This window comes from Microbacterium sp. ARD31, assembly GCF_031844425.1.
Map to the genome: position 1 here is coordinate 937117 of NZ_JAUZVE010000001.1, position 24787 is coordinate 961903.

At 70.6% G+C, this 24787-nt stretch carries 29 protein-coding genes; 16 read left to right on the plus strand and 13 right to left on the minus strand.

Going from position 1 to position 24787, the window contains the following annotated elements; translation table 11 throughout:
• Nucleotides 1–98 precede the first annotated feature (98 nt).
• The gene (locus tag Q9S36_RS04700; protein WP_311284124.1) at nt 99–1817 is read left to right on the plus strand and encodes an amidohydrolase; all 1719 of its coding nucleotides are present in this window, start codon (nt 99–101) and stop codon (nt 1815–1817) included.
• On the opposite strand, the gene Q9S36_RS04705 is transcribed toward Q9S36_RS04700, so the two are convergent.
• On the minus strand, nt 1802–2743 hold the full coding sequence (locus tag Q9S36_RS04705; protein ID WP_311284125.1) for a LysR family transcriptional regulator: 942 nt from the start codon (nt 2741–2743) through the stop codon (nt 1802–1804). The genes Q9S36_RS04700 and Q9S36_RS04705 overlap by 16 nt on opposite strands.
• A 153-nt stretch (nt 2744–2896) precedes the next feature.
• On the opposite strand from Q9S36_RS04705, the gene Q9S36_RS04710 reads away from it, so the two are divergent.
• The 7 genes from Q9S36_RS04710 (at nt 2897) to Q9S36_RS04740 (ending at nt 10503) form a co-directional block, all read left to right on the plus strand.
• Complete coding sequence (locus Q9S36_RS04710; protein WP_311284126.1) at nt 2897–4219, plus strand: NAD(P)/FAD-dependent oxidoreductase; 1323 nt, start codon at nt 2897–2899, stop codon at nt 4217–4219.
• On the plus strand, nt 4216–4656 hold the full coding sequence (locus tag Q9S36_RS04715; RefSeq protein WP_311284127.1) for a RidA family protein: 441 nt from the start codon (nt 4216–4218) through the stop codon (nt 4654–4656). Before Q9S36_RS04710 ends, Q9S36_RS04715 begins: the two co-directional genes overlap by 4 nt.
• On the plus strand, nt 4653–5318 hold the full coding sequence (locus Q9S36_RS04720; protein WP_311284128.1) for a DUF1028 domain-containing protein: 666 nt from the start codon (nt 4653–4655) through the stop codon (nt 5316–5318). The genes Q9S36_RS04715 and Q9S36_RS04720 overlap by 4 nt, the downstream gene beginning before the upstream one ends.
• Nucleotides 5311–6474 carry an amidohydrolase gene (locus Q9S36_RS04725; protein WP_311284129.1) on the plus strand — a complete coding sequence of 388 codons (1164 nt, stop codon included), beginning with the start codon at nt 5311–5313 and terminating at the stop codon, nt 6472–6474. The genes Q9S36_RS04720 and Q9S36_RS04725 overlap by 8 nt, the downstream gene beginning before the upstream one ends.
• Complete coding sequence (locus Q9S36_RS04730; RefSeq protein ID WP_311284130.1) at nt 6458–7942, plus strand: aldehyde dehydrogenase family protein; 1485 nt, start codon at nt 6458–6460, stop codon at nt 7940–7942. The genes Q9S36_RS04725 and Q9S36_RS04730 overlap by 17 nt, the downstream gene beginning before the upstream one ends.
• Before the next feature lie 26 nt (nt 7943–7968).
• Entirely contained in the window at nt 7969–9924 is a 1956-nt protein-coding gene (locus Q9S36_RS04735) for a primary-amine oxidase (protein ID WP_311284131.1), read from the plus strand.
• A 75-nt stretch (nt 9925–9999) separates the two neighbouring features.
• Nucleotides 10000–10503: a hypothetical protein gene (locus Q9S36_RS04740; RefSeq protein ID WP_311284132.1), complete on the plus strand. Its 504-nt coding sequence runs from the start codon at nt 10000–10002 to the stop codon at nt 10501–10503.
• Here the strand turns inward: Q9S36_RS04740 and Q9S36_RS04745 are convergent.
• The 5 genes from Q9S36_RS04745 to Q9S36_RS04765 form a co-directional block, all read right to left on the minus strand.
• The gene (locus Q9S36_RS04745; RefSeq protein ID WP_311284133.1) at nt 10441–11241 is read right to left on the minus strand and encodes an MOSC domain-containing protein; all 801 of its coding nucleotides are present in this window, start codon (nt 11239–11241) and stop codon (nt 10441–10443) included. The genes Q9S36_RS04740 and Q9S36_RS04745 overlap by 63 nt on opposite strands.
• A gap of 37 nt (nt 11242–11278) precedes the next feature.
• Nucleotides 11279–11443: a hypothetical protein gene (locus tag Q9S36_RS04750; RefSeq protein WP_311284134.1), complete on the minus strand. Its 165-nt coding sequence runs from the start codon at nt 11441–11443 to the stop codon at nt 11279–11281.
• A gap of 40 nt (nt 11444–11483) precedes the next feature.
• Entirely contained in the window at nt 11484–11804 is a 321-nt protein-coding gene (locus tag Q9S36_RS04755) for a hypothetical protein (protein WP_311284135.1), read from the minus strand.
• 40 nt (nt 11805–11844) lie between these two features.
• Nucleotides 11845–12714 carry an aldo/keto reductase gene (locus tag Q9S36_RS04760; RefSeq protein WP_311284136.1) on the minus strand — a complete coding sequence of 290 codons (870 nt, stop codon included), beginning with the start codon at nt 12712–12714 and terminating at the stop codon, nt 11845–11847.
• Between the two features lie 127 nt (nt 12715–12841).
• Nucleotides 12842–13726, minus strand: coding sequence for a hypothetical protein (locus Q9S36_RS04765; protein WP_311284137.1), 885 nt, complete (start codon nt 13724–13726; stop codon nt 12842–12844).
• Between the two features lie 63 nt (nt 13727–13789).
• Here Q9S36_RS04765 and Q9S36_RS04770 point away from each other — a divergent pair, with 63 nt between their 5' ends.
• The 4 genes from Q9S36_RS04770 to Q9S36_RS04785 are packed head-to-tail and all read left to right on the plus strand — an operon-like array spanning nt 13790 to nt 16834.
• Nucleotides 13790–14086 (plus strand): rhodanese-like domain-containing protein, encoded by a 297-nt coding sequence (locus tag Q9S36_RS04770; RefSeq protein ID WP_217532533.1) that lies wholly within the window; start codon nt 13790–13792, stop codon nt 14084–14086.
• A gap of 51 nt (nt 14087–14137) precedes the next feature.
• Nucleotides 14138–15277, plus strand: coding sequence for a 3-oxoacyl-[acyl-carrier-protein] synthase III C-terminal domain-containing protein (locus tag Q9S36_RS04775; RefSeq protein ID WP_311284139.1), 1140 nt, complete (start codon nt 14138–14140; stop codon nt 15275–15277).
• Nucleotides 15274–15954, plus strand: coding sequence for an iron-containing redox enzyme family protein (locus Q9S36_RS04780; RefSeq protein ID WP_311284140.1), 681 nt, complete (start codon nt 15274–15276; stop codon nt 15952–15954). The genes Q9S36_RS04775 and Q9S36_RS04780 overlap by 4 nt, the downstream gene beginning before the upstream one ends.
• A gap of 1 nt (nt 15955) precedes the next feature.
• On the plus strand, nt 15956–16834 hold the full coding sequence (locus tag Q9S36_RS04785) for a DUF6999 family protein (RefSeq protein ID WP_311284141.1): 879 nt from the start codon (nt 15956–15958) through the stop codon (nt 16832–16834).
• A gap of 3 nt (nt 16835–16837) precedes the next feature.
• On the opposite strand, the gene Q9S36_RS04790 is transcribed toward Q9S36_RS04785, so the two are convergent.
• Nucleotides 16838–17239, minus strand: a complete 402-nt coding sequence (locus Q9S36_RS04790) for a GNAT family N-acetyltransferase (protein ID WP_311284142.1) — start codon at nt 17237–17239, stop codon at nt 16838–16840.
• Nucleotides 17236–17772 (minus strand): hypothetical protein, encoded by a 537-nt coding sequence (locus Q9S36_RS04795; RefSeq protein ID WP_311284144.1) that lies wholly within the window; start codon nt 17770–17772, stop codon nt 17236–17238. Before Q9S36_RS04795 ends, Q9S36_RS04790 begins: the two co-directional genes overlap by 4 nt.
• 69 nt (nt 17773–17841) lie before the next feature.
• Here Q9S36_RS04795 and Q9S36_RS04800 point away from each other — a divergent pair, with 69 nt between their 5' ends.
• Both Q9S36_RS04800 and Q9S36_RS04805 read left to right on the plus strand, forming a co-directional pair.
• Nucleotides 17842–18111 carry a hypothetical protein gene (locus Q9S36_RS04800; protein ID WP_311284145.1) on the plus strand — a complete coding sequence of 90 codons (270 nt, stop codon included), beginning with the start codon at nt 17842–17844 and terminating at the stop codon, nt 18109–18111.
• A gap of 39 nt (nt 18112–18150) precedes the next feature.
• Nucleotides 18151–18540 carry a DUF2510 domain-containing protein gene (locus Q9S36_RS04805; RefSeq protein ID WP_253034118.1) on the plus strand — a complete coding sequence of 130 codons (390 nt, stop codon included), beginning with the start codon at nt 18151–18153 and terminating at the stop codon, nt 18538–18540.
• Nucleotides 18541–18548: 8 nt separating this feature from the next.
• On the opposite strand, the gene Q9S36_RS04810 is transcribed toward Q9S36_RS04805, so the two are convergent.
• Entirely contained in the window at nt 18549–19427 is an 879-nt protein-coding gene (locus tag Q9S36_RS04810; protein WP_311284456.1) for an oxygenase MpaB family protein, read from the minus strand.
• Between the two features lie 102 nt (nt 19428–19529).
• On the opposite strand from Q9S36_RS04810, the gene Q9S36_RS04815 reads away from it, so the two are divergent.
• Complete coding sequence (locus Q9S36_RS04815) at nt 19530–19733, plus strand: SDR family NAD(P)-dependent oxidoreductase (protein ID WP_396653716.1); 204 nt, start codon at nt 19530–19532, stop codon at nt 19731–19733.
• Here Q9S36_RS04815 and Q9S36_RS04820 read toward each other — a convergent pair whose 3' ends face one another.
• Both Q9S36_RS04820 and Q9S36_RS04825 read right to left on the minus strand, forming a co-directional pair.
• Nucleotides 19734–21047 (minus strand): DUF222 domain-containing protein, encoded by a 1314-nt coding sequence (locus Q9S36_RS04820; protein ID WP_311284146.1) that lies wholly within the window; start codon nt 21045–21047, stop codon nt 19734–19736.
• A gap of 66 nt (nt 21048–21113) precedes the next feature.
• Nucleotides 21114–23474 carry a glycosyl hydrolase family 65 protein gene (locus Q9S36_RS04825; protein ID WP_311284147.1) on the minus strand — a complete coding sequence of 787 codons (2361 nt, stop codon included), beginning with the start codon at nt 23472–23474 and terminating at the stop codon, nt 21114–21116.
• 102 nt (nt 23475–23576) lie between these two features.
• Here Q9S36_RS04825 and Q9S36_RS04830 point away from each other — a divergent pair, with 102 nt between their 5' ends.
• On the plus strand, nt 23577–24200 hold the full coding sequence (locus Q9S36_RS04830) for a cyclodeaminase/cyclohydrolase family protein (protein ID WP_311284148.1): 624 nt from the start codon (nt 23577–23579) through the stop codon (nt 24198–24200).
• 27 nt (nt 24201–24227) lie between these two features.
• Here the strand turns inward: Q9S36_RS04830 and Q9S36_RS04835 are convergent, their stop codons facing one another.
• Both Q9S36_RS04835 and Q9S36_RS04840 read right to left on the minus strand, forming a co-directional pair.
• Nucleotides 24228–24380, minus strand: coding sequence for a hypothetical protein (locus Q9S36_RS04835; RefSeq protein ID WP_311284149.1), 153 nt, complete (start codon nt 24378–24380; stop codon nt 24228–24230).
• Nucleotides 24381–24384: 4 nt separating this feature from the next.
• Nucleotides 24385–24747 (minus strand): YidC/Oxa1 family membrane protein insertase, encoded by a 363-nt coding sequence (locus Q9S36_RS04840; protein ID WP_311284150.1) that lies wholly within the window; start codon nt 24745–24747, stop codon nt 24385–24387.
• Nucleotides 24748–24787 lie beyond the last annotated feature (40 nt).

Consider the following 24787-nt stretch of genomic DNA (forward strand, 5'->3'; position numbering starts at 1 on the left):
CCTTCCGGGGACAAGTGTCGGGCGGGTTCGTCCAGGATCGACAGCGCACGGCGAGGTCGGCAAATAGCGGAGATCGTGACAGTACATCAAAAAATGTGATGCAACTAGCCCGCAATATCGGCGTTACAAATGCGAAACGCGGACCCCGGACAGTGAGGGCCTCCCCCGATCGAGAGGACAGCATGTCCACGACGCTCTACACCAACGGCCTGCTCTACCTCGGCGACGGTCGGAATGAGCCCGGCCACCTCCTCGTCGACGAGGACCGGATCACCGCCGTCCTCCCCGCCGCCGCACATGCGCCCGCCGCCGATCAGGTCGTCGACCTTCGGGGCGGCACGCTGCTTCCCGGCTTCCAGGACGCGCACGTGCATCCCGTCCTGGCGGGGCTGCAGCTCATCGGCGTCGATCTCACGCCGGCGCATTCACGGGAGGGGTACCTCCGCATCGTGGCCGAGTTCGCCGACGCGCATCCGGATGCTGCGGTGCTGCGCGGCGGAGGATGGTTCGGCGACGTCTTCCCGGGCGGCTTCCCCTCGGCATCCGATCTCGATGAGGTCGTTGCGGATCGACCCGTCGTCCTCTACAGCCACGACGCGCACGGAGTCTGGGTCAACAGCGCGGCCCTCCGCGCCGCGGGCATCGACGCCTCGACCGTGGATCCCGCGGGCGGGCGCATCTTCCGCGACGAGACCGGCCATCCGACCGGAATGCTCGTCGAAGCCGCCGTCGGACTCATCGTCGGCCTGTTGCCGGAACCCGATGCGGACACCCTGGTCGCCGCGCTCCTCGCGGCACAGGATCGACTGCACTCGATGGGCGTCACGGCCTGGCAGGACGCCGCGGTCGGCGCATCCGACATCGGACCGGACGCCCTGCCTGCCTACGAGCGCACGGCCGCAGACGGGCGGCTGACGGCGCGGGTGGTCGCCGCACTCTGGTGGGACAGGGCGCGCGGCCTCGGCCAGATCGACGACTTGCTCGAGATCCGCGACCGACTGGCCGCGGGGGGCCGCATCGACGGTGGCACGGTGAAGGTGATGGTGGACGGGATGGTCGAGAACCGGACGGCCGCCATGCTCGAGCCCTTCGACGGTCACGGCGATGATCGCGGCGTGACCTTCATCGCGCAGGAGGACCTCGACGCCCTGAGCGTGGCTCTCGATGCCGCGGGCTTCCAGATCCACTATCACGCGGTGGGCGACGGCGCCGTCCGGAGCTGTCTCGACGCCGTCGAGGCGATCCACGCGCACCGGGGTGCCACACCGAACCGCCATCACATCGCTCACCTCGACGTCGTGGACGACGCCGACGTCGCGCGGTTCGCGGCCTTGGACGTGTCGGCGAACGTGACGGCGCTGTGGGCGCGGACCGACGAGGAGATCGTGACGCGGAAGCTCCCGCTGCTCGGGCCCGAGCGCGCTCGCAGGCACTTCCCCTTCGCCTCCATCGCGGAAGCCGGCGGCCGCATCGTCGGCGGGAGCGACTGGCCAGTGACGGACCCGAACCCGCTGTGGTCAGTGCGCACGGCGGTGACCCGGACGGGTGTCCCGGAGGACCCGCACGCGATCGGCACCGACGTGCTCACCGTCCCGCTGCTCGCTGAGCAGGCGTTACCCCTGTCGGCCGCGCTCGACGCCTACCTGTCGCAGGCGGCATGGATCAACCGACTCGAACAGACCACGGGAGCGCTCCGCGAGGGGATGCTCGCAGACCTCGTCTGGATCGATCGAGATGTGAGGGACGTGACAGGACTGGGCGCCGCGCGTGTGCTCCGGACGGTCGTCGGCGGGCAGGTCGTCTACGAGGCGGATTGAGTCTCCGCACCCAGGACGCGCGCGACGGCGCTCCGGGCCTCCGCCGCGAACAGCTCGGCCTTGCGCGTGAGACGCGTCGACGACGCCCGCCGCGCCAGGACGATGTCGAGCGGCATCGTCGGTTCCACGATCGCCAGCCGGTGCAGCTCGCCACCAGAGTACGTGTAGCCGAGCTTCGGCTGCTGGTTGAGCAGGGTGAATCCGTGCCCACTGGCGACCATCGCGCGCACGCCTTCGAAGTTGGCGAACCGGTAACGGACCGAGGGCCGCAGGCCGTTCTCGGTGAACGCCTGCAGGAAGTAGTCCCGGCTGACGGGCAGGTCGAGCAGGACCATCGGCTCGTCGATGAGGTCGGCCAGTCGCACGCGGTCGCGGCCGGCCAGCGGGTGCTCCGCACCGACGGCGGCGTAGAGCGGGACTGACGCGAGGACCTCCCGGTCGATGTCCCCGTCGAGCCCGAGGTCATAGCTCAGCGCGACCTCGATCGACTGGTCGTGCAGCGCGTCATTGACGCCGTCGGCGAGCAGCTCGGTCACGTCGAGCTGCAGCTCGGGATGGCTGTCTTCGAGAGCACTCACGATGTCGGGCAGGTAGAAGGGTGCGAGGGTGCGGAAGCACCCGACGCTCACGCGACCCGAGGTGTTCTCGGGACGCAGGGCGTGCACGGCGTCGTCGACCGCCGCGAGGATTCCGCGACTGCGCTGCAGGAGGTCGATCCCCTGCGCGGTGAGTTGCAAGCCCTTCGCGCGGCGGCGGATGAGCAGTTGGGTCCCGAGAGCCTTCTCGAGGTTGGCGATCGACGTCGAGATGGCCGACTGAGCGACGAAGAGTTCTTCCGCGGCCCAGGTCATGCTGCCGTGCTCGGCCGCCGCGACGAAGTAGCGCAACTGGGTGAGCGAGATGTCCGGGCGGGAGGTGGGTCGCATGGGCTCACATTTCCGATGTGTTTCAGAGATATTGCTACGGAGTTTGCATCTGCATTTTAGATGCGAAAGCGCGTGATCCGCTATTTGCGCGCACACCGATGGCTTTCCGAGACTCGGGGAGGACTTCACCCCCCGATCGAAAGCATCCGCACCATGGCGTCAACCCCCCAGTCGACCACCGCCCCCGTTCCGCGAGAGGTCGAGGTGATCGTCGTCGGCGCGGGTCAGGCCGGCGTCGCGATGAGCGAGCACCTGTCGCGAGCCGGCATCCGTCACCTCGTCTTCGAGCGCGGACGCATCGCGGAGCGCTGGCGATCTGAGCGCTGGGACTCGCTGGTCGCGAACGGTCCGGCCTGGCACGACCGGTTCCCCGGCATGGCCTTCGACGATGTCGACCCCGACGGCTTCGCGACGAAGGAGCAGGTCGCGCGATACATGACCGACTATGCCGAGCGGTTCGGCGCGCCGGTGCGGTGCGGCGTCGAGGTTCGGCGCGTCCACCGACTCGACGGAGCGCGCGGCTTCGAGGTCGACACCACGGACGGTGTCTACCGAGCCGATTACGTGGTGGCGGCCACCGGAGCGTTCCAGACCCCCGTCATCCCCTCGCTCATCCCCGCGGAGGACGACATCGTCCAGCTGCACTCGTCGCAGTACCGCAACCCCGCGCAGCTGCCTGCGGGCGGCGTCCTCGTCGTCGGAGCCGGCAGCTCGGGCGTGCAGATCGCCGCCGAGCTGCAGCGGTCGGGCCGAAATGTGCACCTGGCGGTCGGTCCGCACGACCGGCCGCCGCGCAGCTACCGCGGCCGCGACTTCGTGTGGTGGCTGGGCGTGCTGGACAAGTGGGATGCCGCCACTCCCCCGCGCGGCGCCGAACACGTGACGATCGCTGTGAGCGGCGCGGACGGCGGACACACGGTGGACTTCCGCCGACTGGCCGAGGAAGGCGTCACCCTGGTCGGCCGGGCGAACGGATACCGGAACGGGGTGGTGGAGTTCGGTGACGACCTGGCGCGCAACATCGCGGCCGGCGATGCGAACTACCTCGACCTGCTCGACGAGGCGGACGCGTACGTCGAGCGCCACGGCCTGGATCTTCCCGAGGAGCCGGAAGCACGCGAGTTCGGTCCGGAACCGGCCTGCGTGACCGCGCCGCTCCGTGAGCTGGACCTCGCCGCCGCCGGAGTGAACAGCGTGGTCTGGGCGACCGGCTTCACGTCCGACTACAGCTGGCTCCCCGCAGGCGCCCTCGACGCCACGGGCCGCCCCGCCCACCGGCGCGGTGTCTCGGCGGAGGCCGGGATCTACTTCCTCGGCCTGCCGTGGCAGTCCCGGCGCGGTTCGAGCTTCATCTGGGGCGTGTGGCACGACGCGAAGCACGTCGCCGACCACATCGGCATCCAACGGATGTACGCCGCATACCGCCCGACCACCGAGTCGGCATCCTCCGCACGTGAGAAGGAGACAGTCCGATGACCGCGCACACCCGCATCCGCCCCTTCAACACGAAGGTCACGTACCCTGAGCAGTCGCTCGACAACGACCTGTGCCAGGCAGTCGTCGCCGGCGGCGTCGTCTACCTCCGCGGCCAGATCGGGCAGGACCTCGAGACCCGGGAGAGCGTCGGCGTCGGCGACGTCGAAGCTCAAGCCGAGAAGGCGATGGCGAACATCGACCTGCTGTTGCGCGAGGCGGGATCGCGCCTCGAGGACATCGTGAAGGTGGTCGTCTATCTCACCGACATCCGCTATCGCGAGCCGGTCTACCGCACGATGGGGCGTTGGCTGAAGGGCGTCTATCCGGTGTCGACCGGTCTCGTCGTCGACGCTCTCGCCCGACCGGAATGGCTCGTCGAGATCGACGCGACAGCGGTCATCAGCGATCCCGCGGACGACACGGAGGTGACCCTGTGACGCTCTCCCTCGTCGCGCATCTCGATGGTGCGTTCGGCATCGTCATCTCCTCCTCCAGCCCCGCCGTCGCCTCCCGGTGCGCACATCTGCGCCCGGGCGTGGGTGCGGTCGCCTCGCAGAACGTCACGAATCCCGCGCTCGGATCGGCGACGCTCGACGCACTCGCGGCGGGCGCTGCGCCGGATGCCGCGATCGCGGCCGCCCTCGCCGCTGACGCCTACGCCGACTACCGGCAAGTCACCGCCGTCGACACGACCGGCCGGGTGTCGGTCCACTCGGGGGCGCAGGCCCTCGGCATCCACGGCGCGTCGGTCGGCGACGGAAGCGTCGCGGCCGGCAATCTCCTCGCCGGCGCCGACGTGCTCGACGCGATGGTCGCGGGGTTCGCCGCGGCATCCGGTCCGCTGGAGGATCGCCTGCTCGCGGCCCTGGAGGCCGCGGTGGCCGCCGGAGGCGAGGCGGGACCGCTCCGGTCAGCGGGTCTCGCCGTGGTCGAGGGAGCGTCGTGGCGCACGACCGACTTGCGCGTCGACGACCACGACCAGCCGATCGTCGAGCTCCGGCGTCTGTGGGAGCTGTGGTCGCCCCAGAAGGCCGACTACCTGACGCGGGCCGTCGCCCCGGCATCCGCTCCGTCGTACGGCGTTCCCGGCGATGAATGACGCTCTCGCAGCACGCGTCGCAGAGACCGTCGCTGCGCGCCACGATGTGATCCTCGGCGTCAGCCACGCCCTGCACGCGGATCCTGAGACGGCGTGGCACGAGCGTCGATCCGTGGGATTGCTGACGAGGACGCTCGCCTCCTTCGGCATGCAGGTCGAGACCGGGGTGGGCGGACTCGACACCGCGTTCGTCGCTCGCGCGGGAACCGGCTCGCAGACGGTCGCCCTCGTGGCGGAGTACGACGCGCTCGCGGGTCTCGGCCATGCCTGCGGGCACAACATCATCGCGGCGGCGGCGGTCGGGGCGGCGGCCGCTCTCACACCGCTCGCCGACGAGCTCGACGCGACCGTCCAGGTCATCGGGACACCCGCCGAAGAGGGCGGGGGCGGGAAGATCCATCTGCTGGATGCCGGTGTGTTCGACGACGTCGACCTCGCCATGATGATCCACCCCGGCCCCGCCGACGCCCTGTGGGCGCGGCCGCTCGCCGTCGCCCACTTCGACGTGGTCTACACCGGCCGCGAATCGCACGCGTCGGCCTACCCGACACTCGGGGTCAACGCCGCCGACGCGTTCACCGTCGCGCAGGTGGCGATCGGCCTGCTGCGCCAGCAGCTTCCGTCGAGCGTCCGCGTACACGGCATCGTGCGCGAGGCGGGCACCGCGCCGAATGCCATCCCGGGGTCGGCGCTCGGAAACTGGTACGTCCGTGCGTCGTCGCTCGAGGAGCTCGAAGAGGCCTTCCGGCGCGTGAGCGCCTGCTTCGAAGCCGGCGCGCTCGCGACGGGGTGCTTTCTGGAAATCCGAGAGACGAGTCCGCGCTACTCGGAGTTCCGCAATGACGAGCCGTTGGCACACGCCTTCGCGGCACGGGCGGCGACGCTGGGACGGGACATGGATGCCGCCGAGCGGCGCCCGGGCGGCATGAACACCGCGTCCACCGACATGGGCAACGTGTCGCGCCGCGTCCGTGCCATCCACCCGTACCTCGGCATCGACTCGGCGCCCGCCGTCAACCATCAGGCGGCCTTCGCCGACGCGACCGTCACCCCGACGGGCGACCGCGCGGCGCTGGACGGTGCGACACTCATGGCGCAGACGATCGTCGACGCGCTCACCCACCCCGAACAGGAGACTCATGCGCACACACGCTGACTGGACGCGTCTGGCTGCGACGATCACACCGCGAACTCGGGCGTGGATCGACGGCGCGTTCACCGACGCCGCCGACGGCGCCACGTTCGAGACCGTGAACCCGGCCACGGGAGAGGTGCTCGCTGAGGTCGCCCGTGGCCGCGGACCGGAGATCGACCGTGCCGTCGCCGCCGCCCGCGCCTCGTTCGAGTCCGGCGTGTGGTCCCAGGCCACGCCCGGCGAGCGCAAGCGGGTGCTGCTGGCGGTCGCGACCGCCATCCGGGGTGCCGCCGACGAGCTGGCGCTCCTCGACACCCTCGACGGGGGCAAACGCATCGCCGACACCTCGGCGATCGACGCCCCCGGCAGCGCGGCGATTCTGCAGTGGTACGCCGAGGCGATCGACAAGCTGTACGGCGAGGTCGCGCCGACGGCGGGGAGCGACCTCGCCGTCGTCACACGCGAACCCGTCGGAGTGGTCGGCGCGATCGTGCCGTGGAACTACCCCCTCGAGACCGCGATCTGGAAGATCGCACCGGCGCTCGCCGCCGGGAACAGCGTCGTCCTGAAGCCGGCCGAGGACACGCCACTGTCCGCGCTGCGCCTCGCGGAGCTCGCCGCGGCGGCCGGCCTGCCGGACGGGGTGCTCAACGTCGTCCCCGGGTTCGGCCACGAGGCGGGTCAGGCGCTCGGCCTGCACGAGGACGTGGACGTCATCGCGTTCACGGGCTCGACGGCGGTCGGCAAGAAGTTCCTGGAGTACTCGAGCCGGTCCAACGGCAAAGCGGTGTGGCTGGAGTGCGGCGGGAAGAGCGCGAACATCGTCTTCGCGGATGCCGCCGACCTCGACGCGGTCGCCGACTTCGCCGTCGCGGGGATCTTCGCCTGCAGCGGTCAGGTGTGCTCGGCGAATTCTCGCCTGCTCGTCGAACGCTCGATCGCGGCGGAGCTGACCGAAAAGGTCGCCGCACGTGCGCGTGCCCTGACCGTCGGCGATCCGCTCGACCCGGATGCCGGCATGGGGCCGCTGGTGAGCGCTGCGCAGCTCGAGCGAGTCCGCGGCTACGTCGACGCTGCCCGACCGGTGGCACGTCTGGTCGCCGGCGGCGGGGCCGTCGCGCAGAACGGCGGGTTCTTCCTCGAGCCGACGGTGTTCGCCGACGTTCCGACGGATGCGACGCTGTGGCGCGAGGAGGTCTTCGGCCCGGTCCTGGCCATCACGCCGTTCGACGACGAAGCCGAGGCGATCCGGCTGGCGAACGACAGCGAGTACGGGCTCGCGGCATCCGTCTTCACCGACAGCATCCACCGAGCGCTGCGCGTCTCGCGAGCGCTGCGGGTCGGCACGGTGTCGGTGAACACCGTCGATGCGCTCGACGTCACCACCCCGTTCGGCGGGATGAAGCAGTCCGGCTTCGGGCGCGACCTCTCCCTCCACGCTTTCGACAACTACACCGCACTGAAGACGACCTGGTTCGCCGGGCGCTGACGCTGAATCGCTGCAGGAGCATGACCATGACGCATCCCCTCACCCGACTCTCGGGCACAGAGATCGAGACGAACCGTTCGCTCGTCCTCGAAGCGGGTTTCGACGAGGAGGCGACGGCGTTCATGCTGGTCAACCTCATCGAGCCCGACAAGTCGGCCGTCCTCGACGGATCGGCGCGTGGGCGTCTCGTCGGCAACGTCCTCCTCGACCGGCGAGACGGGACGGTGACCGAGGTGACGACGGACGTCGATGCCCGGGTGCTCGTCTCGCAGCGCGTCGTCGACGTCGTCACGGAGGGGCAGCCGCCGATCGTGCTCGAGGAGTTCGATCAGATCGAGGAGCTGCTGCGCGCACACGAGGGGTGGACGGCCGCGATGGCCAAGCGAGGGATCGACGACGTGTCGCTCGTGCGCATCTCGGCGCTCTCGGCCGGGCGGTTCGGCCTGGCCGACGAGGACGGGCGCCGCATCGTCCGCTGCTTGTCCTTCCTGCAGCTCGACGCTGACGACAACGCCTGGGCGCACCCCGTCGACGGGGTGGTCGCCTATGTCGATCTCATCACGGGCGAGGTGATCCGCCTCATCGACGACCGGCTCTTCGACGTTCCGCGTGAGCCGTACAACTTCCACCGTGCCGACGAGCTGCCGCCGGCGCGGACGACGCAGAAGCCGATCGTCATCACGCAACCGGAGGGTCCGAGCTTCGCGGTCGACGGGGACGTCGTCGAGTGGGAGAAGTGGCGTTTCCGCATCGGCTTCAACCAGGTGGAAGGGCTGACCCTGCACGAGGTGGGGTTCACGGACGGCGACCGTCACCGATCGATCCTGTACCGCGCGTCGGTGGCCGAGATGGTCGTCCCCTACGGCGACCCGAGCCCGGTGCGGTTCTGGCAGAACTACTTCGACGCGGGCGAGTACTCCCTCGGCAAGTCGGCGAACTCGCTCGCGCTCGGATGCGACTGCCTCGGCGAGATCCGCTACTTCGACGCGACGATCGCGGCGACCGACGGACGTCCGCAGACGATCCGGAACGCGATCTGCATGCACGAGGAGGACGCCTCGATCCTCTGGAAGCACACCGACGAGTACTACCACTCGACCGACGTGCGCCGGAACCGACGGCTCGTGGTCTCGTTCTTCATCACGGTCGGCAACTACGACTACGGTTTCTACTGGCACTTCTACCTCGACGGGCGCATCGAGCTGGAATGCAAGGCGACGGGTGTGGTCTTCGCCTCGGCCTACCCGGGCGTGCAGCCCGACGGGAGCGACTATCCGTGGGCGTCGCAGATCGCCCCCGGCGTCGGCGCTCCGTACCACCAGCACCTGTTCTCGGCTCGCCTCGACGTCACCCTCGACGGGGTGCGCAACGCGGTCGACGAGCTCGAGGCGAAGCGGGTGCCGATCTCGGCCGAGAACCCCTACGGCAACGGCTTCACGCTTTCGACGACGCGCCTGCGGACCGAGCGCGAGGGCGTGAGGGATGCCGACGGCAAGCGTGGCCGGGTGTGGCACATCGTGAACCCCGAGGTCACGAACATCGTCGGCAAGCCGGTCGGCTACACGCTGCGGTCGGAGGGCCAGCCGAGCCTGCTCGCCGACCCGGAGTCCTCCATCGCACGGCGGGCCGCGTTCACGACCCATGACCTGTGGGTGACGCGGTACTCCCCCACCGAGCGGTTCCCCTCGGGTGAGCTCGTGAACCAGAACGACGGCCACGGCACGATCGACCGGTGGATCGAGCGCGACGCCGACATCGACGGCCAGGACATCGTGGTGTGGCACACGTTCGGTCTCACCCACTTCCCGCGCACCGAGGACTGGCCGATCATGCCCGTGGACAGCACCGGCTTCTCGCTCGTGCCCCACGGGTTCTTCGACCAGAACCCCACGCTCGACGTACCGGCCCCGACGCCGGCGCACGGCGCCTGTCACACCGGCGCGGCCGTCTGCGGCTGCGGCGACGCGGGCGGGTGCTGCTGACCGTCACGGTCCCTCTATTGCGCACCCGCCGGTCCAACCTGTGAGGTGCACATCTGAGGGGCGTAACGTCCGAAGATGAGCACACACACGCAATCGGGACGCGGCACCGCCGACGTCCTCGGCCTCAGGTCGGTCCTCGTCGGGTCTCTTCCCGCCGGACTGATGACGCAGGCCGCACCCGAGCGGTACACCGTCGAGGCGGTGTTCGACCGCCGCCCCGAGAAGGCCGAACTCGACGAGATCGTGGGCGACGACGCCGCGCGGCTGTTGGCGGGCGCCGGTTACGGATCGGTCACGTTGACGGTGGCCGACCGTCGCCTCGAGATCCACGGCACGACGCTCGAACAGCTCCACGACGGCCTCGCGGCCGTCCTCGCCGATCGACTCGCGGACATCAGCACCGATCTGCGCGCGCGACAAGCCGAGGTCGAGACCCAGACGATGGACCTCGCCGCGCGGGAGAATGACCGCGCCGCTGCGGTGGCCACGCTGGCCGCCACGGTCTCGTTCGAACGGTCAGCCCGCCTCGACGACGACCTCGTCGCCGACACGCACGACTCCGCCGCCGTCCGCGGGTAGCAGCAGGACCCCCAGGGTCGCTTCACTCTGGCCGAACTCGGTCGTCAAGATCCGCAGCAGACGGGCATCCCGCCGTCCGTCGTCGGGGTTCGCGGTGATCGCGGCGCACCGTCCGATGGGACGCTGCACCTCGAACCGCACCCCGCCGATGCGGACGTGACCGGACCAGTCGAGCTCGGCCCAGGGCGCGATCCCCGAGACGACGATGTTCGAGCGGAAGCGGCGACTGTCGACGGGCGCGGGCGTCGCCGCATCCACGTCTGCGACGGTCTCCGCGCCGTGCAGTGACACGTAGCCGCGGGCGCGATCCTGGAACCGCGCGGTGCGACCGTCTCCCACGAGGTGCAGGGGCAGCACGCCCGGGCGCTGCAGCAGCCGCGCGTCCGCGGACCGTTCGACGAACGCGGTGACGGCCGCCGAGAGTTCGTGCCGTCCCGCCTCATCGAGGCCCGCCTCCGCCAGGACCCGCCCGTCCTCACTCAGTCGCAGCAGACCGGTCTGCGCATGGAAGACCGCCCGCACGCGCGCGATCGAGGGGAAGTCCATGAGCGACAGCCCTTTGCTCTTCGGCCACGACTCGAGGCCACCGGCATCCTCGGGCTCGGTCGCATCCGCGAAGCGGAAGGCGAGCACACGGTCACCGGCGATGCGACCGTCGTCCTGCACGCGGAGTTCGGTGCGGGGCTCGGGCGTGAACCCTTTGACGGGATAGCGGTAGAGCTCGGAGACGACGGCCACGCCTCTACCCTGCCCCACCGACGCGGATGCCGCCCGCTCAGGCCTTCTTCTTCGCGGCGCTGCGCCGGATCATTCCGAAGAGGATGGTGCCGACGAAGAGCACGATTCCGATGAGGCCCAACCAGAAGAGGCCCTCGAACACGAATCCGACGATCGACAGCACCACCCAGATGGCGAGCAAGATGATGAGCACTGTCCACATAGGCCCCACCGTACGCGCGATGGTGCCCGGAAGATACGGGTCACGTCTGGCGGTAGTGGCGGACCCGCTCGTCGCGTTCGAGGAGGAACTCGTTGTCCTCGGGATAGAAGATTGCGCGTTCGATGTCCTCCCCCGCGAAAGCCGCGATGACGGCGAAGTTCTCCCACCGCGACAGGGTGGTGATCTCGGTCCGGCCGTCGCCCAGGTCCCGGGTCAACAGCCACGCACCGAGGTTCCCGGGTGTCGCGCGATACGCGTCCATGCCGGTGCGTTCGACGTACTGGACGTAACGGCCTTCGTCCTCAGTGCGGACGACGCCCGTCCACATACGGACGACGGGCTGCCCACTGGAATGCGTCACCCGCCCACCCTGGCAGAGGTGGGCGGGTGACGCGAGGGGGTCAGCTGCCGAGCGCGGAGAGTTCCGCGAACTCCTCGTCGGTCAGCTCGATGACGGCGCCCTGCAGGTTGTCCTCGAGGTGCGCGACGCTCGAGGTGCCCGGAATCGGCAGCATCACCGGCGAGCGCTTCAGCAGCCAGGCGAGCGCGATCTGCGCGGGCGTCGCGTTCTTGCGCTCGGCGATGTCGGTGAGCGGCGAGTCGGCGCCGGTGAGACCGCCGGTCGCGAGCGGGAACCACGGGATGAACCCGATGCCCTGGTCCTCCGACCAGTCCAGCAGAGCCTCGGCGTCGCGGTGCTGCAGGTTGTAGAGGTTCTGGACGGTGACGATCTCGGCGATCTCCTGCGCGGCCTTCACCTCGTCGACGGAGACCTCGGAGAGGCCGATGTAGCGGATCTTGCCTTCGTCCTGCAGCGCCTTCAGCTCGCCGACCTGGTCCTCGAGCGGGACCTTCGGGTCGATGCGGTGCAGCTGAAACAGGTCGATGCGCTCGAGGCCGAGGCGGCGCAGGCTCATCTCGGCGCCCTGGCGCAGGAACTCGGGGCGGCCCAGCGGCGGCCACACGTTGGGACCGGTGCGCGTGAGACCGGACTTGGTCGCGATGACGACGTCATCGGCGTAGGGGTGCAGTGCTTCCTTGAGGAGTTCTTCGGCGACGTACGGGCCGTAGGACTCGGCGGTGTCGAAGAAGTTCACGCCCAGCTCGACACTGCGCCGCAGCACGCGGATCGCCTCGTCGTGATCCTTCGGCGGTCCCCAGACACCGGGACCGGTGAGCTGCATCGTGCCGTACCCGAGGCGGTTCACCTCGAGCTCCCCGCCGATGCGGAACGTGCCGGATGACTGTGCAGGCTTCGTGGTGTTCGTCATGCCGGGTTGCAGCGCATCGGGGCGCCGGAACATTCCCGCGTCAGCTCTTCGCGCCGGTGAACGCGAGCGCGCCGCCGAGCCCGATCATCATCACGCCGCCCGCGCCCGACAGCGCCGACAGGCAAGTCTAGACGCCGATTGGGCGAAGCCCCTCGGGCGATTCGATGAGCATCTCCAGGTCGCCGAGCGCGGGCCAGCCGCCGAGCGCTCCGAGGTCGCCGCCGGACTCATACCAGGCGTCGCGTTGCTCGGGCGTCCAGTCGCCGCCTTCATCGACGAAGAGGCTCGCGAGCACACCGTCCGTCACCACGAGCCGCACGTCGAAGGTCACATCGCCCAGGGCGCGGAACCGACCGACGACGGGGAACGTCGCGTCCGCCGGAACGGCCAGCGGCAGGTCGACGTCGACCTGGAACTGCGCGACCGGCCAGAACCCATCGTCGCTGTCGTCGAAGACCAGACGCTGCGCATGCGCGAGTTGGGCGCGGAGCTCCGGCGCACCGAAGAGGTCGGTGGCGGCGAGCAGATGCGCGGCGAGGGCGCGGACGTCCTCCGGCAGGTCGACGGCGGCTTCGTGCACCTCGGGGGTGTCCTCGTCCTCCGGAGCGTCGAGGGTTCGACTCGCCCACCACGAGCCGAAGGCGAGGACGGTCCCGCCGGCTGCCAGCCAACGGCGCGGATGCCGGGCGCCGGTGCGCGCGATCGCGTCCTGCACGCGGGCGTCCACCGCTTCGCCCGCATCGGCGAAGCCGAGGGCCGCACCGGCGGCGCCCGCGACGAGCGCCGCCCGCCCGACCGGCGGCACGGCGCCGCTCGGATCGCTGCTGCGGAATCCGACGCCGACGGTCCAGGCGGCGAGCCCCGCGTTCGCCAGCCGGTAGACGAGGCGCTGCCCCACCGTGAGACGGCGGGGGTCGATGAGGGTGAGGACACCGACGACGCACGACGACACGACGCCGTGGGTGATCGAGGTCGAATCGTTCAGGGCACGAAGAGCTGAGCGGATCGGCATGATCCGAGGGTAACGATCGCCGACGCCGCGCCTCGGTCCGCTCTGATCTGCGAGCATCGAGGTATGCACTCCATCACGACGGCGCAGCTGGCCGAGGCCTCCCCCGCGAACATCATCGACGTGCGCGAACCCGACGAGTTCGCGGCCGGCCACGTGCCCGGCGCGCGCAACATCCCCCTCGCCACGGTGCCCGACCACGTCGACGAGCTGCGCGAGCTCGACGACCTGCACCTCATCTGCCAGGCCGGTGGGCGCAGTGCCCGCGCCGCGGCGTTCCTCGAGCACCACGGGCTCGAGACGACGAACGTCGAAGGCGGCACGGGCTCGTGGATCGCCGAGGGGCGCCCCGTCGAGAAGTGACCCGGGGATAACAGCCCGGTCCGACCACGCCGACCCTCTAGGGTCAGACGCATGGCATCGACGGCGTCCGCATACCTGACCGGCTTCGGGCGGTACCTGCCCGGCGATCCGGTCGACAACGACGGCATCGTGAGCCGCCTCGGCGGAGACGACGCGGTGACCGCCCGCATCCGTCGTCGCGTGCTCGATGCGAACGGCATCCGGCAGCGGTACTACGCGCTCGACGAGCAGGGCGAGCCGACCGAGCTCAACGAGGAGCTCGCCGTCAAGGCGCTGACCGCCGCGCTCGACGACCGCGGCATCGCGGCGGGTGACCTGCGGATGCTCGCGACCGCGACGACGATGGGCGACGTGCTCGTCCCCGGCTTCGCGTCGATGGTGCACGGCCGGCTCGGCGGCGGTCCGATGCAGCTGCTCTCGGCGTCGGGCGTGTGCGCGTCGAGTCTTGCCGCGCTGGATGCCGCGGTGTCGAAGATCAAGCTCGGCGATCACCCCCGCGCCGCGGTCGTGGGATCGGAGCTGTCGAGCCGTAGCCTGCGGCAGCGCCGGTACGACGGCATCCGTGCGGGGATGGACTCGCACTTCCTGCGGTGGATGCTCTCGGACGGCGCGGGTGCGGTCGTCGTCGAGTTCCAGCCGCATCCGACCCGCCTGTCGTTACGGGTCGACTGGGTGCGGCACGTGTCGCTGGCGCACGAGTACGACGTCTGCATGCGCGCGGGCATCAAGGGGCCGGAGCCGGTCGTCGGCTCGACGTGGCAGGACGTGCCGGTCGACGACGCGGCCGCGGCCGGGATGTTCCTGCTGCGGCAGGACGTCAGCATGCTCGACGACCTCGCGGGCGCCGGGCTCGCCCAGTTCGAGGAGCTCGTCGACATCGGCCTGGTCGACATCAGCCACCTCGACCACGTCATCTGCCACTACAGCACCAACGCGTTCCGCGACCTGGCCTTCGACGGCCTGCGCAAGCGCGTGCCCACGCTCGACACCGACCGCTGGTTCTCGAACCTCGAGACGTGCGGCAACACGGGAGCTGCCAGCATCTTCATCGCGCTGGAGGAGGCGTTCCGCAGCGGGCGCTTCTCCCCCGGCGAGACGATCCTGCTCGCCGTGCCCGAGTCGGGCCGGTTCTCGTTCGCGTTCGCCCACCTGACCGTCGTCGCCCCACCGCAGCAAGGAGCATCGTCATGACCACCGACACCGCCACCGCCACCGTCGACTCGCTCGCCGACCGCCTCGCCGCGGTGTGGGAGGAGCTCGAGGAGCACCTCTCGCGCGTCCCGATCCTGCAGCGGTTGGATGCCGGAACCGTCACCCTGTGCGACTACGAACGGTTGCTGTTCAACCTGCGGCAGCAGGTGGTCGACGGGTCGCCGTGGATTTCGCGGGCGGCATCCAATTTCGACATCGCGCACTTCGATCTGCGGGCGGCGGCGATCAAGCACGCCGAGGAGGAGCACCGCGACTACCTGATGCTCGAGCGCGACTACGTCGCGATCGGCGGGTCGCTGGCCGAGCTGCGCGCGGGGCGCAAGAACCTCGGGTCCGAGGCGCTGTCGGGGTACATGTTCACGTACGCCGACCGGCCGAACCCGACGGGGCTGCTCGGCGCGATGTTCATCATCGAGGGGCTCGGCGCGCAACGCGCGGCGGGCTGGGCGGCGCGGTTCCAGGAGGCGCTGGGGCTCGCCGACAACCAGGTGAACTTCATGCGGTACCACGAGGTCGCCGACGGCAACCACACGGGCGACCTCGAGGCGATCCTGACGTCGGGGATCATCACCGACGAGGACGCGGACGAGATCGTCCGGTGCGCGCAGGTCGTCGCGCGGCTGTACGCGCTGCAGCTCGAAGAGCTGGATCGCTGACGTGGCGAAGCGGCCGCCGCTGCCGGTCGTGCCGGAGTTCGCGAAGAGCGACCCGAGCATGTGGGAGGCGATCTACGCCGACCCGTCGGTGCCGCTCGACCGTGCCGTGATCCGGCAGATCATCAACGACCAGCGGCGGCTGTCGCGGCGGTGGCTGTACCCGATCGCGCGGGTGTTCTCCCGGGTCGTGGTGGGGGTCGTGTCGGTGGTGAAGCGGGTGCTGCCGTTCCGGTGGATGCCGCTGCGCGTCATGGACGCGCTGTGCGTGTGGTTCCTGCGGCACTTCGTGTCGCCGAGCGCGGTGGACCTCCTGATCCGGCACTTCGTCGTCGAGACGAACCTCGTGAACTTCATCATCCGGAACACGCCGGTCGACATGGCGCCGGTGACGCTGCGGCCGACGGCGCTGTCGGGGCTCGGCGACTCGGCGGTGGTCGAGCACGACGTCAACGTCTACGACGTGCTGATCGCGCTCGACACCGTGCGGGTGACGGAGCGGGCGGAGCTCGACTTCCAGCAGCTCGACATCCCGCGGGTGGATGCCGAGCGGCACGTGCGCCGGCTGATCCGTCTCGACATCCAGACGGCGCTCTGCTTCATGAACATCCCGTTCTCGATGGCGCTGACCGTCGAGGAGTACCGCCGGGCGGTGCACTCGATGAAGTTCGACGACTCGTTCCTCGAGATCCTGACGACGATCACGGGTGACGACACGTTCCGCGCGTGGAAGGTCGGCGCGCTGAGCCTGTGGATGGACTCGAACGTGGACGTGCCGCAGATGGTCTACCGGCACGCGCTGGTGTGCGAGTACGCGCACGCGCACCTCGTGAAGCTCGCCGGCGGCGAGTATCCGCGCGACACCCCGGCGACGTTCGACTGAGCCTCAGGCGCCGCGCTGCATGACGCGTTCGGGCGTCGGGTGGAGCTCGAAGCCGAACTGCTCATACAGCCGGTGCGCGTCCGCGGTCACGAGGAGTGTGCGCTTCAGTCCCATCGGCTCGAGTGCGTCGACGACGGCGCCGACGAGTGTCTTGCCGACGGCCTTTCCGCGCGCCCCCGGGTCCACGTATACGTCGCACAGCCACGCGAACGTGGCCGAGTCGGTGACGACGCGCGCGTAGCCGAGGGGTGTGCCGTCGTCGTCGAGGGCGCAGAAGTTGAGGGAGTTCTGCGCGGCGCGTTCGACGAGGTCGCGGCTGCGGCCGAGAGCCCAGTACGCGCCCTCCGACAGCCAGCGGTGGACGACGTCCAGGTCGATCTCGGCGAGGTCGGTCGTGACCCTCATGCGGTTGCCCCGCCCATCGGCCAGGGGACGGATGCCGCCGGCCACCGCGACGTGCGCAGTTCGGCGAGCGCGTCGCGCTGACTCTGCACGGCCTGCAGCGAATCGGTGCGGAACGCGGTCGCGATGACGACCTCGCGCCAGTACTCGTCCCAGCTGCGGTAGGTGGCGAACGCCTTCTCGACGGAGGGTTCGAGCAGGAGCTCGGCGTCGGCTTTCGTGACGATCTTGAACTGCTCGTCGAGGGCGCTGCGGAGCTGCTTGAGAGAGGCCACGGGCAGCGCGAACCAGGGTGCACCCTCCTCGCCGTCGCGGTGCTTCGCGCGGAGCTCCTGCGGCAGCTCGGCGAAGGTCGGGGTGAAGGCGGCGGTGCCGAACGGGGAGGCGATCAGCGTCACCGGGAGGGCGCGACGGCGCATCTCGGCCGGGTCGGCCTTGCGCTTGGCGTCGAGGGCCCGGGTGTACCGACGACGGGAGCGGACGGGGTACTCGACGTCACCCGGGTGATTCTGGAGCGCGTTCACGGCTTCGGCCACCGGACCATCCTGGCATCGGTGGGGTGTGGTTCGCGTTAGCGTGGGAGGGCCGCAACGGAACGGGGAACGATGACACAGCCAGAGGCGAAGCCGAAGAACGGTCTGGCGATCACGACGCTGATCGTCGGCATCTTCGCGTTCTTCACCGGACTCATCCCGTGGGTCGGGCTGCTGCTCGGCCTGTCGGCGTTCGCGCTGGGGGTGTTCGCGCTCACACGCGGTCAGTCGAAGCCGCTCGCGCTGACGGGCGGGTCGCTCGGCGCGGTCGCGGCGATCACGGGGCTGATCTCGACGATCGCCCTGATGGCGTGGCTGATCGGCGCGCCCGGCAGCGCCTGACTCTTCACCGCGGACGTTCGGGGCCACTACGGTGACGACATGAGCGACACGGCAGCAGGGTGGTACGACGACGGTTCGGGCACGATGCGGTGGTGGGACGGCACGGCCTGGACCGAGCAGACCCAGCCCGCCTCTCCCCCGCAGGGTGGTCTCGGCGGCTTCATCGCGCAGGCACAGGCAGACGCTGTCGCCGGTGCGCAGCCGCGGCAGGCCCCGGCCGGGATGAGTTACGTCGTGCTGCAGGTCGTGCTGAAGGAGAAGATGTGGGGCGCGGGGTCGAACAACCTCGTCGAGCTCGAGGCGGCGATCAACCGGCAGGCGGCGCTCGGGTATCGCCTGCACACGATCACGACGGCGTCGTCGGGCAGTACGGGCTTCGGCGGCGGTGACCGCATCCAGGCGACGATGGTGTTCGAGAAGCTGGTCTGACCGGTCGGCTACCGCCCCAGCCGACGCAGCCGCAGGCGCGCCATGTCTTGTGCGCGGGGCCCCGACCCGAGCGCGCGCTCGGTGACGCGCAGGACGATCCGGGTCGCCGTCTTCACCGGCAGCCACGAGCGGCGGAGGCCCAGCATCCGCCGGATGCGCGGCGGGAAGGTCGCGACCGCGGCGGCGAACAGCACGCGGTAGGCGACGCCCATCATCCCGGTGAACGGCGGCTTCTTGAGGAAGCGGACGACGTCGTCGACGCGGTCGTCGCGGCGCAGTTCGCCGCGGTCGAGGTAGCCGTCGATCTCGGCGCGAAGGGCGGCGTCGGTGAGGGGCGGGTCGGTGACGCGCATGAGGCGTCCGGCGGTGGCCCAGTCGGCGACGTAGGCGTCGGGTCCGCCGGGGATGGGTCCGCCGTAGGCCTGATGGCTGCGCAGGAACGCGTCGGTGAAGGCGAGGTGCACCCAGCGCACGAGGTCGGTCTGCTCGGCGGTGTAGGTGCGGGCGGAGCCGTCGCCGGCGACGTACTCGCCCTGCACGCGGCGGTGGAAGCGGCCGACGCGGGCCGTCTCGGCATCCGCTTGTTCGGTCGAGCCGTAGGTGAGGGTGATGACCCAGCGGACGGTGCCGGTGAGGCGGCCGATCGGGTCGTCGCGGTAGCGCGACCAGTCGTGGACGCCGGCGAGGGCGCCCGGGTGGAGGGCTTGGAGGAGCAGCGCGCGGATGCCGGCGACGAGGGTGCCCATGCCGGCGTGGACCGTCCAGGCGGGGCCGTTCTCGGCGAAGTGTCCGGCGTCGTCGCCCTCGGCCAGGGCGCGGACGTACGGCGCCATTCCGGTCGGGTCGCCCGCGAGGGCGGTGAGTACGCGCCCGCGGATGCGGGTCATGTAGGGCGGTGCGGACGTCACCCTTCCAGCGTGCCACCGCCGGGCGGCGCCGGGGCAGCGTGGGTCTGCGAGCGTCGAAGGAGGGACGAGAGAGGACGAGTTATGACTGACGGACTGACTCTGGATCTGAGCGGCAAGACGGCGGTGGTGACCGGCTCGACGCAGGGCATCGGGCTCGCGATCGCGCGGCGGCTCGCCGAGGCCGGCGCGGACGTCGTGATCAACGGCCGAAACGAGGAGCGCGTCTCGCAGGCGGTCGCGTCGCTGGGCGGGATTGCGGTCCGGGGCGTCGCCGGGGCGCCCTGATCAGAACGGCGCGGGTTCGTGGCTGTGCGGTTTCCGCCTGGCAGGGGTGAACGCGACGGCCGGGGTGGGTGCGTCTTCGCGGTAGATCCTGCCGAGGGGTGAGGTCCATTCGAGGACGCCACCCCCGAGTTGTCGGACCCTCCAGGCGGTGAATTGCTTCATCGAATGGTGCCGTTGACACAGGTGGGCGAGGTTCGCCCGTTCGGTGCGGCCGCCGAGGGCGTGGTCGTGCGTGTGGTCGATCTCGGAGCGGATGGCGGGGACGCGGCATCCGGGGAATCGGCAGTGCTGGTCGCGGGCGCGCAGGTGCCGGCGCAGCGGAGAGGGCACCCGGTAGGTGTCGACGGCGAGCACCGTATGGGTGACGGGGTCGGTGACGAGGCGTTCCCACGAGGGAGTGTCGCCGGCGAGGCGCCGCGCTGTGGCCGCGTCGATGGGGGTGCGTCCGACGAGGTCGCACGGCACCTCGGTGCCGGACAGCGCGAGCGCGGGGATGACGACCTGCACGTGGGCGCGGATGGCTCCGAGCGGGCCGGCGGTCGTGTCGCGGGTGTCGTCGAGGGCCGGCGTTCCGGCGAGGAGCAGGTCGGCGAAGACGTCGGCTCGGACCTGGTCGATGGTGCGGCCGTCGGTGTCGACGACGTCGCTGGAGCGTTCGGTGCGCGTGTCGATGACCGCGCGGGCCTGGCGGGTGAGCCGGTCGTGAATGCCCTCGGCGATCACGGTGGGCACCGTGGCGACGACGTCGCTCATGCCGTTGCGCCCGGGGACGAGGCGCACGGCGCGGTGGGCGGCGGCATCCTGATGGCGTTCGGTGAAGGTGCGCGGGTGCATCTGCAGGGCGAGCATCTCGATCTCGGCACGCACGCGGTTGGGGGTGTCGCGCCGACAGCGCTGGATCGCGACGGCTTCGAACGGCAGACGGATGTCGGCGGGCAGGTCGGCGCCGGCGTCGACGATGATGTCGACGTGCGCGCGGGTGATGGAGCCTGCGCGCCACGCCGCGAGCGAGGCGGCGTAGTCCTCGACGATCGTGCGGGCGCGGGTGATGCGGCGCTGCACGGCGCGGTCGGTGAGGTGCATGAGCCCACCGAGCTCGGCGGCGATCGCCCGCAGCGCCATGTCGTGCGCCTGCACGCGCGCGGGCGAATCAGCGGCCTGCTTCTCGGCGAGCTCGCCCGCGCGGGCGAGGACCTGCAGCTGCACGATCTGCGCCTGGGTGAGCAGCTTCTCGGCCATGACCGCCTCGTGCGCGATGTCGGCGAGGGGCGCGAGTCGCTCCCGCGTGCCGATCGTGCCGTGCCAGGTGGTCATACCCCCATTGTGGTGAGGGCCTCCGACATCGGTTTCGGATGCCGGGGGCCAGCGAGACCCGCACCGTCACTCCGCGAACGCCTCCGCGAACGGCCGCGGCGCGCACCCCTTCGGCTGGGTCGGGCGCTCCCCCGGGTCAGGCAGCGGCGGTGTCGGCATCGTCACGTCCGCGCGGGACGTCAGTTCCACCGGCTCGCCGAAGTGCCGGATCGTCAGCGGCGTACCGGCACTGACGCGATAGGTCGTGGCATCCGGCGTGATCTCGAGGTGCAGCGTGCGCCCCTGCCAGCGGATGCCGAACGCGAGCCCCGTCAGCTGTTCCGGCAGCCGAGGGGCGAATCGCAGTCCGTCGGCCGTGTCGCGCATGCCGCCGAAGCCGGCGACGAGCGCCGTCCAGATGCCGCCGAGCGACGCGATGTGCAGTCCGTCTTCGGCGTTGCCGTGGAGGTCGTCGAGGTCGATCGTCGCGGCCTCGGCGAGGTAGTCGGCCGCGAGCCCGAGGTGCCCGACCTCGGCGGCGACCACCGCCTGGATCGCCGCCGACAGCGAGGAGTCGCGCACGGTCAGCGCCTCGTAGTAGCGGAACGCCCGCGCCTTCTCGTCCGCCGTGAACGCGTCGGTGCAGAAGAACAGGGCGAGCACGAGATCCGCCTGCTTGAGCACCTGTTTGCGGTAGAGCTGCACGTACGGGTAGCGCTCCTGCAGCAGCTCGTCGCCGGGGGTGTCCGTCTCGAAGTCCCACCGCTCCAGCTCGGTGAACCGCGCCGCCTGCGGGTGCACGCCGCGTTCCTCGTCGTACGGCACGTGCATCGCGCCGGCCGTGCGCACCCACCCGCCGATCTCGCCGTCGTCGACCCCGAAAGCACGGGCGAGATCCGGATGCCGACGCGCGGCATCCGCGGCGGCTTCGAGGTTCGCCCGGGCCATGAGGTTCGTGAAGACGTTGTCGTCGTAGAGGGCGGTGTACTCGTCGGGGCCGGTGACGCCGTCGATGTGGAAGCGACCGTCGGCGTCGGTGCGGCCGAGGGACTGCCAGAGGCGGGCGGTCTCGATGAGGATCTCCAAGCCGGCGTCGCGTTCGAAGTCGACGTCGCCGGTGGCGCGGATGTAGTGGACGACGGCGGCGGCGATGTCGGCGTTGATGTGGAACGCTGCGGTGCTGGCGGGCCAGTATCCCGACGACTCGCGTCCGTCGATGGTGCGCCACGCGAACGCCGCGCCGCGCAGGTGCAGCTGGCGCGCACGGTCGCGGGCGTGGTCGAGGGTGGCGTGGCGCCAGCGGAGGGCTTCCCTCGCGGCATCCGGTGCGGTCGCCGTGAGGACGGGCAGAACGTAGGCCTCGACGTCCCAGAACGTATGGCCCGCGTAGCCTGCGCCGGTCAGCCCCTTGCCGGGGACGGAGCGCTGCTCGGCACGCGCGGCTGCCTGGAACACCGAGAACAGCGCGAACCGCCCCGCCTGCTGCAGGCGGGGCTGCCCGTCGACGCGGACGTCGGCGTAGGCCCAGAAGTCGTCGAGGCGTTCGCGCTGCGCGGTGGCGAGGCCGCTCCAGCCGTCGCGCATCGCGTCGGCGACGGCGGCTTCGGCGCGGTCGCGCAGTGCGGGCGCCGAGAGTCCGGGCGCCCATGCGTGCCCGACGATCTTGACGACCTCGAGCCGTTCGCCGGGTGCGAGGCGGGCGCGGATGGTGGTGCGCGCGAGGTCGTCGGATGCCGCGGTGCGCACCTCGGCGGTCGCGCCCGACACGAGGTGGTCCATGCTGACGGCAACGCCGATCCCACTGTTGCGGGTCTCGTGGACGAGGGTTGCGGCGCTGCCGAAGACGAAGCTGCCCGCGCTGCGCAGCGGAGTCTCGAGGATGTCCTGCACGCGCGGGTCGGGGTGCGGCTCGGGCAGGGGTTCGTTCGCGACGAGCTCGGACTGGACGGTGATCGTGACCGGGTCGTCGAGGGCTTCGACCTCGTAGCGGACGGCCGCGACGGAGCGGTGAGCGAGCGAGACGAGGCGGGTCGAGCGGATGCGGACGGTGCTGCCGGCGGCCGAGGTCCAGGTGAGCGTGCGTTCCAGGGTGCCCGCGCGGAAGTCGAGGTGCTGCTCGTGGTCGTGGAGGGTGCCTTCGCGGATGTCGAGGGGCTCGTCGTCGACGGTGAGGCGGATGACCTGGCCGTTCGGCACGTTGATGACGCTCTGCCCGGACTCGGGGTAGCCGTAGCCGTCCTCGGCGTAGGGCATCGGATGCTCCTCGAAGACGCCGTTGAGATAGCTGCCCGGCACGCCGTGGGGCTCCCCCTCGTCGAGCAGGCCCCGCCAGCCGATGTGCCCGTTGGAGAGAGCGAAGACGGATTCGCGGTGCGGCAGGCGGTCGACGTCGACGCCGCTGAGGCCGATGCTCCACGGCGCGACGTCGAAGGGCAGGGGGCGGGTCATGGTGTCACGGTAGAGCACGGTGTCTTTTCGCCTCGAAGGGTTGCAGCGGGCGACCGCGGCCGTATCCTCGCCGGCCGTATCCTCGCCGGGTAGCGTCGTCGCATGGCCAGCGATGACATCGACCCCGCAGAGACGCCGCTCGCCGAATGGGTGGACCGCCTCGCCCAGGCGAACGGCGCACCGGGCGGAGGCGCCGCCTGTGGCGTGATGACAGGCATCGCCGCAGGGCTGCTCGGGATGGTGGCGGCCTACACCGCCGACGACCTCGAGGCTCGACGGGCTGAGCAGCGACTCAGCGACAAACGGCGCCGGGCGATGGAGGCCGCCGAGGAGGACGGCGTCCGGTCCGCGGCTTTCGGTGCGGCTCTCGCGATGGAGCAGGGCCCCGACCGGGAAAGGGCGGTCCGGGAGGCGACGGTCGACGCCCTCTCGTCTGTCCTGGATGTCGGCCGGATCGCGGCATCCCTTCTCGAGGAGGTCCGACTGCTGGTGGACATCGGCAATCCGCATGTCGAGGCGGATCTCCGCGTCGCGGTGGAGGCTCTGAGGGCGGCGCTCGAGGGCACGGACCACACTGCGCGAGCCAACCTCGACCTCTTGGTCAGGCATCGGACAGCGAACGACCACCTCGACTCACAGGTCGCCAATTTCGAGCGGGACCTCGTCGACCTCGCCGAGGCGCGGGCGGAGTGCACGCGCATCGTCGCGGGCTGGTCGTCCGAGTAGACCGGCGAGCGCGACGGACCGCGCGCTTCACCCATACACCCGCCGCAACACCACCCGCTGCCCCAGCGTCCACGTCACCGTCGTCAGCAGGTACACCCCCGCCGCGAGCGGCACGAACACCGCGACGACCGCGGTGGCGAACTGCAGCGCTCCCAGCACGCCCACCGGCATCCCTTCCACCGCTTCAACCCGGAACGCCCGGCGCGTGATCTCCCCCCACCACCGCGATCGCGAGGACGAGGCATCCGATCACCAGCCAGGTCGCGGGGTCGGCGGTTCCGGTGGTGACGGCGTGCAGCAGGCTCGTGCCCAGCGGGACGCCGAGCAGCGTCTGCGACAGCAGCTCGTTGGCGTGCCCAGCGATGCTCGCGTGGATGAACACGGAGTACAGCAGCCCGACGATCGGCGCCTGGATGAGGATCGGCAGGCAGCTCGCGAACGGCGACACGTTCTCGGAGCGGTAGAGCTGCATCGTCTCGCGCTGCAGGCGTTCCCGGTCGCCGCGGTAGCGGGTCTGGATCTCGCGCAGGCGCGGGGCGAGACGCATCCGCGCCTGGTCGGCTTTGGCTTGCGTGATGCCGGCGGGG